Source organism: Vibrio tetraodonis, assembly GCF_003350295.1.
Taxonomy (GTDB): Bacteria; Pseudomonadota; Gammaproteobacteria; order Enterobacterales; family Vibrionaceae; genus Vibrio; species Vibrio tetraodonis.
Genome location: NZ_QLYY01000016.1, coordinates 170,680 through 177,901 on the forward strand (window position 1 = coordinate 170,680; position 7,222 = coordinate 177,901).

5 protein-coding genes and 1 pseudogene are annotated in these 7,222 nt (G+C 45.7%); 2 read left to right on the plus strand and 4 right to left on the minus strand.

What is annotated here, in order from left to right:
* Positions 1 to 142: 142 nt before the first annotated feature.
* From DPF90_RS12870 to DPF90_RS12880, 3 genes are all read right to left on the minus strand, one after another.
* Entirely contained in the window at positions 143 to 1,420 is a 1,278-nt protein-coding gene (locus tag DPF90_RS12870; protein ID WP_114786758.1) for an outer membrane protein transport protein, read from the minus strand.
* Between the two features lie 262 nt (positions 1,421 to 1,682).
* Positions 1,683 to 2,411, minus strand: a complete 729-nt coding sequence (locus tag DPF90_RS12875; protein ID WP_114786759.1) for a DUF3379 domain-containing protein — start codon at positions 2,409 to 2,411, stop codon at positions 1,683 to 1,685.
* The gene (locus DPF90_RS12880; RefSeq protein ID WP_114786760.1) at positions 2,404 to 2,979 is read right to left on the minus strand and encodes a sigma-70 family RNA polymerase sigma factor; all 576 of its coding nucleotides are present in this window, start codon (positions 2,977 to 2,979) and stop codon (positions 2,404 to 2,406) included. Before DPF90_RS12880 ends, DPF90_RS12875 begins: the two co-directional genes overlap by 8 nt.
* 478 nt (positions 2,980 to 3,457) lie before the next feature.
* On the opposite strand from DPF90_RS12880, the gene fadI reads away from it, so the two are divergent.
* Together fadI and fadJ are read left to right on the plus strand one after the other, a co-directional pair.
* Positions 3,458 to 4,765, plus strand: coding sequence for an acetyl-CoA C-acyltransferase FadI (gene fadI, locus DPF90_RS12885; RefSeq protein ID WP_114786761.1), 1,308 nt, complete (start codon positions 3,458 to 3,460; stop codon positions 4,763 to 4,765).
* On the plus strand, positions 4,765 to 6,888 hold the full coding sequence (gene fadJ / locus DPF90_RS12890) for a fatty acid oxidation complex subunit alpha FadJ (protein ID WP_114786762.1): 2,124 nt from the start codon (positions 4,765 to 4,767) through the stop codon (positions 6,886 to 6,888). The genes fadI and fadJ overlap by 1 nt, the downstream gene beginning before the upstream one ends.
* A 55-nt stretch (positions 6,889 to 6,943) precedes the next feature.
* Here the strand turns inward: fadJ and DPF90_RS12895 are convergent.
* Positions 6,944 to 7,222, minus strand: a pseudogene (locus tag DPF90_RS12895) (IS4 family transposase); the annotation flags it as partial.

Below are 7,222 nucleotides of genomic sequence, written 5' to 3' on the forward strand. Positions count from 1 at the left end.
AACTCGGCGAACACATGTGCTGTGAAAAGGCGGTTTGGCAGCACAGCTGTAGGCTGAAAATAATCAGCTGAGGGTTTGAGTTTGGTCGGAAAATGAAAAAGGGCCATACAAGATGGCCCTTTGTGTGGTTAAAGTGTCTACATTAGAAGCTGTAGCTATACTGAAGCCCGTAAAGCATGGCATCTGCGCGTGTAGTAGCGGTTAAAGGTACCGTACTTACATTCTCTGTTACCTTGACGTCTTCACCCATTAGGTAGGTAAAGCCAAAGTCGATAGAGTGGTGTTTATCAAACGCATACCCTGCACCGAATGAGAACCAGTTACGATCTGAATCTGGAACTGAGATGGATGTCAGCTTATCTTGAGCGGCCGTATCATGCATATAGCCCGCACGTAGTGTCCAATTATTATCTAGGTAGTAAGTCCCGCCCAAAGAGATATGGTAGCCGTCTTGCCAATTGTAAGTTTTTATGTCTCTGCCACCGCTAGTTTTAAGCTTGTCAAAGGTGTCCCAGCCGATCCACTGTAAGCTATAATGGACCGCAAATTTAGTGTCTTTTATACGATGGTAGCCAGAGAATTCAAGCATGCTGGGCAGAGGCAGCAACACATCTTGTCCAGCGACCGCATTAGTCCCTATGAGAGACGCACCACCACCACCAATACCAGCATCCAAATAGACATCGCCCGAGGCTTCTACCTCAGGGCTGTAATGATAGGCAAGGCCAAAGCGATTGTTTTCATCAAGCTCAAACACAGTGCCTAGATTAAACCCGATCCCGATCCCGTCGGCATCTATATTAACGGCATTGACATTACTAAAGGCATCACGTCTTAGCTTGCCGCTACCCTGAATAATATCGATACCACCGCCAATACTCCACTGCTCATCGATGCGATAAGCCGCATTAATTGTATAGTTAATGGTTTCTATCTCGGTTGTACCGCCTAAGACGCTTGCATCTGGAAGCGATACAGCTGCGTTACCGGTACCAGCACCAAAATTTCCAGGGAAATTATTTTTGGTACCAAAATTTGAGTATATCCCTGCACCAATCGCAAACTGATCGTTAAGTTTATGGATGTAATAGATATTGGGAACCGGGGTATTGCTTGAGTTGGTCACATCGTTAATTGAATTGCCGTTGTAAGAGATATCTTTGATTTCAATGTCGGTATCTATCATATTGACGCCGCCAGAAAACTGGTCTGAGTCAAACAGAGTCATTGCGGCGGCATTACGCGCCATCACTGAAGCATTATCGGCAATTACGGCGTCACCCGCAAAGGCGCGGCCAAGTCCAGTGGCAGACTGAGAGTTAAGCTGGAAACCTGCAGCGAGAGCTTGCTGCGAAGCCAGTGTGGTGCTGGCAATGGTCACGGCTAGAAGAGATTTCTTAAACAGACGTGTCTTATTCATCATACTTTTCCTTTGTTTCGCCTCTCGCGGACGTCTTATTTGAGCTTTCACTCAACTGTTGCAAATCCTAGACACCCAGTATAAAAGATTGAAATCCGACCATTACCAAGTTGGTTTGTAAAATTATAGAAATGAAAGCCATTTGGCAGGATTTACAGGTAAAAACAGACTTTTTAGAGTTTAAACTCTATTTTTAAGCAAAAAAAATGACTCAAGCGAGAGGCTCAAGCCATGATACAGCTCACAAAATGTTAAAATTTGGTTAACTCATAGGTTTGATGATGTTTGCTATATTTTCAGCGATGTTGGCGACATTTTCACCATCTTCACCGACAAGGATCAAGCTGGTGTTACCAATCGGTTCGACCACACCTGCCATACCTTGCTGCTCAAAGTCGACCGTTTGCTTGGAAGGCATACTGGTGAAAAATAACGTCACTTTGCCTTTTTCGCCCTGAAACACCATGTGCAGTGCATTGGTGTCACCAAAGCCACAATGATTGAGGTAATAGACATGGTACGGGAAATTGACCTCAAATTGGTAATCAAAAGGCATCATCTTGGCATTGATCTGTGAAGAGGGCACATTTTCGTCAATACCGGTGACAAATGGCTTTTCGGCCATCACATGCTTAATGGCAATATCTTCAATGCTGGCATGCGCTGGCGGCAGGACAATATTGCCCCAGTTAACTTGTCCAACCAAAAGACCGAATACAAAGGCAACCGATGCTGCTGTGGCCATAGCACGTTTGGCAAAAGTGGGTCTAATCACATTAGACTCTGAATGAGAGGTTTGATGAAACAAAATGCGATCGACTAGATCTTCAGGCACATCAACCGCCATCGCCTTGGCAATCTGGGCATCAAGCTCAAGCACATCTTCGGCAAATTTGCCGTTGGCGCTGTCTGCTTTTATGGCTTCGACGATATCGCCGTCCCGCTCTTTTGGGTCGGACATAATACGACGACGGAATTCTAACTCATCCATTTTGCTGTCCTCGATGACTGTTTTCTGTATCTAACATGTCCTTCAGTTGGTTCCTTGCTCTGAAAAGACGGGTCATCACTGTGTTCTTATTAAGACCAAGGATCTCACCGATCTCTTCGCCACTGAACCCTCCGACAACCTGCAAAAAGAGAGGTTCACGATACTCGTCTTCCAGTTTCATGATCTGTGCCTGCACCCATTGGGTTTGGTGATGCGGCGCATCACTGACTTTGGCGTCATTGGCATGGTCATCAATATCAACCAGATCAAACTGCTTCCTCTCAAAGCGGCGCGCATTTTCGCGTCTTAATATGGTAATCAACCATGATTTTGCCGCCTTTTCATCTTGTAAACTGTCTAGCGACTTCCAAGCCCGAAGACAGGTTTCTTGGACAAGATCCTCTGCGACCGATTGGTCTTTGCATAGCCAATAGGCGTAGCGATATAAGTCTCTGTGATACGCCCTTACAAGAGCCTCATACTTTCTTTGTCTGTCCATATCCGAGTTGACCGGAGGACTCGACTTTTTCTTTCCAAAAAAATTGATAACAGACACGTGAGCCTCCAATTTTGCTCTGTGGTTTGACCATATACCTAATTCTAGGCCCTAGCAGAGTATGATTTACTGAGTATTTAATCAAACATTCTCTGGACTTATCAGACCAGCGTACGATTTCACTCAATATTATGGTTAAAAAACCAACATAAAATTGATCTATTTCAACATTCAATATTAAACACAGATTATAGTAGCTCTTGTCATCTGGTTGGCCTTTAAGCCGACTTGTTGAGCAAGGTGGCATTTCCTTTTGAAGGCTGGCTTTACTTTCTCCTTAATCAGGACACTGATTATTTTCGATTAACGTGAGTTAATTGGTTTGTTTTCCAACTACACAAATCTGTGTGGTTTTTTTTGCCTAATGCTTCTGCCGCTTGAGCTCTCGCTTTTCCACTCCAAATCACGTTTAATTAAACGAGCGTTTGATTCGTTTAACATTCTAGTTACAATGTTTCTGGTCTGACCTCTATTTTGTAAAGGAGAAATAATGGGCAAGCAGGAAGTGAAAACGCGCTCGGGTGAGCGCATTGCGGTAGTTGCAGGTTTGCGTACGCCGTTTGCACGTCAAAGCACGGAATTCAGTCAAGTCCCCGCCGTCGATCTCGGTAAGATGGTAGTTAGCGAAATGATGGCGCGGACTGAAATTGACCCTAAGCTGATTGATCAAGTTGTTTTTGGCCAAGTGGTTCAGATGCCCGAAGCGCCAAATATAGCAAGAGAAATTGTGCTGGGCACGGGAATGAACATTCATACCGATGCGTACAGCGTGACCCGAGCTTGTGCAACCAGTTTTCAGTCTGCGGTTAATGTGGCGGAAAGTATCATGGCAGGGACGATTGATATCGGTATTGCTGGTGGTGCAGATTCTTCCTCAGTGTTGCCTATTGGTGTGTCAAAGAAACTGGCTGCTAATCTTCTTGCGCTGAGTAAAACCAAAACCATGGGTCAGAAGCTTAAGTTGCTTAAAAACCTCTCATTTAGAGACCTTATGCCAGTTCCTCCTGCGGTGGCTGAGTACTCCACTGGCTTGTCTATGGGGCAAACCGCAGAGCAGATGGCCAAATCTCATGGCATTACCCGTCAAGAACAGGACGCACTTGCCCATCGTTCTCATTCTCTTGCTTCCGAGGTGTGGAAAGACGGCAAGATTGAAGGAGAGGTCATGACAGCCTTTCCAGAGCCCTACAAACAATGGATTTCTCAAGATAATAACGTTCGCCATGATTCAACCTTGGAAGGTTACGCTAAGCTGCGCCCTGCGTTTGACCGTCAATATGGCAGTGTGACAGCGGCCAACAGTACTCCGCTTACCGATGGCGCGGCGGCCATCATGTTGATGCGTGAAGGCAAAGCCAAAGAGTTAGGCCTAGAGGTGATGGGCTACATACGCTCTTATGCCTTTTCCGCGATTGGGGTTGAGATGGATATGTTAATGGGCCCGTCTTATTCTACACCTCTCGCACTTGATAGAGCAGGCATTAATTTATCCGATCTGACCTTAATCGACATGCATGAAGCCTTTGCGGCTCAGACCTTATCGAATGTCAAAATGTTTGCCTCAGACGACTTTGCGCAGCAGAAACTTGGCCGAGCAAAAGCGATAGGTGAAATTGATATGGATAAATTCAATGTACTTGGTGGCTCAATAGCCTATGGCCATCCATTTGCCGCGACGGGCGCGCGTATGATCACTCAAACGTTAAGAGAGCTTAAGAGGCGCGGCGGAGGCTTGGCGTTAAATACAGCCTGCGCAGCAGGTGGTTTAGGTGCAGCTATGGTTTTGGAGGTTGAGTAATGAGTGAACAAAAAGCATTTGAACTAAAGGTTGATGAACAAAACATTGCTTGGCTGTCGATTGATGTCCCCGGTGAGAAAATGAATACCTTGCAAGCGGCTTTTGCTGACGAGATGAAGGCCATATTTGCTCAGCTGCAAGAAAACATCTCAACCATTAAGGGCTTGATTGTCCATTCTCTTAAACCAGATAACTTTATTGCCGGTGCGGATGTACGCATGCTTGATGCTTGCACCAGTTCAGAGCAAGCAAAAGATCTTGCTGTTCAAGGGCAGACAATGTTCCAGCAATTGTCTGACTTGCCGTTTCCTGTTGTGGCTGCGATTCATGGTCCATGTCTAGGTGGCGGTCTGGAGCTGGCGTTAGCGTGTGATTATCGCGTTTGCACCACTTCAGATAAGACTCGTTTAGGACTGCCTGAAGTGCAATTGGGTTTGCTGCCAGGTTCTGGCGGTACGCAGCGTTTGCCTCGTTTAATTGGCTTGCTGCCCTCGCTTGATATGATCCTCACAGGGAAACAGTTAAGAGCCGCTAAGGCGAAAAAATTGGGCGTGGTTGATGCGGTTGTGCCACAGAGCGTGTTGCTGCAAGTGGCCAAGAGTTTTGTTGAGAAACATGCCGGTAAATCACAAGCTAAGCGCAAGGTGTCAACCAAAGAAAAGCTTATCTCTAACACTAGCTTGGGCCGCAAAGTGATTTTTGAGCAGGCGGCGAAAAAAACGCATGACAAAACCCGTGGCAATTATCCAGCTGCTGAAGCTATTTTGGATGTAATGCGCCATGGCTTAGAAAAAGGCTTTGAGCAAGGGCAAGTTAAAGAAGCGCAGCGATTTGGCGATTTGGTCATGACACCTGAATCGAAAGCGTTACGCTCCATTTTCTTTGCCACAACAGAGATGAAGAAAGAAAAAGGCACTCAAGCAGAGCCAAAAGATGTTGGCATGGCTGCTGTACTGGGTGGCGGCTTGATGGGTGCGGGGATAAGCCATGTATCTGTGGCCAAAGCCAAAGTGCCAGTGAGAATTAAAGATGTCTCCAATGACGGGGTTCTCAATGCGCTTAAGTACAACTACAAGTTGTTTGATAAGCAGCGCAAACGCCGCATTTTGTCTAAGGCTAAGCTTCAGTCGAATATGCTAAAACTCTCTGGTGGGGTGGACTTTACACGTTTTAATCACACCGACATAGTGGTTGAGGCGGTATTTGAAGATTTGGAATTAAAGCAGCAAATGGTGGCTGATGTTGAAGCGAATGCAAAGGATAGCACCATCTTTGCTACTAATACGTCGTCTTTACCCATCCATAAGATTGCTGAAAAGGCTCAGCGTCCAGAGAAGGTGGTAGGCCTACATTATTTTAGCCCTGTTGAAAAAATGCCATTGGTGGAAATTATCCCTCATCAAAGCACCTCCGATGAGACTATCTCCACCGTGGTTGAATTTGCTCGCAAGCAAGGCAAAACACCTATCGTTGTCAAAGACTGCGCTGGTTTTTATGTCAACCGTATTCTTGCTCCTTACATGAATGAATCGGCTCAAGTTTTGATGTCTGGCGAGCCGATAGAGCATTTGGATAAAGCCCTATTGAACTTTGGATTCCCGGTTGGTCCTATTACCTTACTCGATGAAGTCGGTATTGATATTGGCGCTAAAATTATGCCTATTTTAGTTGGTGAGTTAGGCGAGCGATTCAAAGGACCGGATGTGTTCGATACTCTGCTGGACGACAATCGCAAAGGGAGAAAGAGTGGCAAAGGATTTTATACCTATAAGGGTAAGAAGAAAGAGGTAGATAAATCCGTCTATAAGCTGTTGAGTTTGACCCCCGATGCAAAATCAGGCGAGAAAGACATTGCTCTGCGCTGCGTATTACCCATGCTAAATGAGGCAGTCCGATGCCTTGAAGAGGATATCATTCGCAGCCCTCGTGATGGAGATATTGGTGCCATTTTTGGTATAGGATTCCCTCCATTCTTGGGTGGGCCTTTCCGATACATGGACCAGCTTGGTTTAGAGAAAGTGATCGAGCTGATGAACCAGCATGCACAGAAGTATGGCGATCGCTTCGCTCCGTGTGATGGGCTGTTGACTCGCGCAGGTTTGAACAAACCATTCTACGAATAATTGTTTATGAGTGTAAAAAGGCGAGCGGTAACGTTTAATGCCGTTCGGATAAGTATTAACACTTATATTTAAATGGATATTTGGCCCGAACAAAGAGGACTGAACGTGGAAACGTTCGGTCCTTTCTTTTATCTGGCAAAATGAAATGGCTGATGCTCTCTCGCATTTGTTTGAGCCTAACAGGTAAAGTGCCATCGGGGCTGAGCGCTAGCCAGCGCAACTGGGCATCTATCAAATTTATTGCTGCTGTGAAGCTAACCCGAGTTGGACTTACATTCGCATCTTCGGCAATATGAATCATTTCTAAACGTACTAAATTATAGGCAAGCAAAAT

Excerpts from the sequence above, each read along its gene's own strand:
- fadJ (WP_114786762.1), top strand. The coding sequence starts at position 4,765 with ATGAGTGAACAAAAAGCATTTGAACTAAAGGTTGATGAACAAAACATT.
- fadI (WP_114786761.1), top strand. The coding sequence starts at position 3,458 with ATGGGCAAGCAGGAAGTGAAAACGCGCTCGGGTGAGCGCATTGCGGTA.
- DPF90_RS12875 (WP_114786759.1), bottom strand. The coding sequence starts at position 2,411 with ATGGATGAGTTAGAATTCCGTCGTCGTATTATGTCCGACCCAAAAGAG.
- DPF90_RS12870 (WP_114786758.1), bottom strand. The coding sequence starts at position 1,420 with ATGAATAAGACACGTCTGTTTAAGAAATCTCTTCTAGCCGTGACCATT.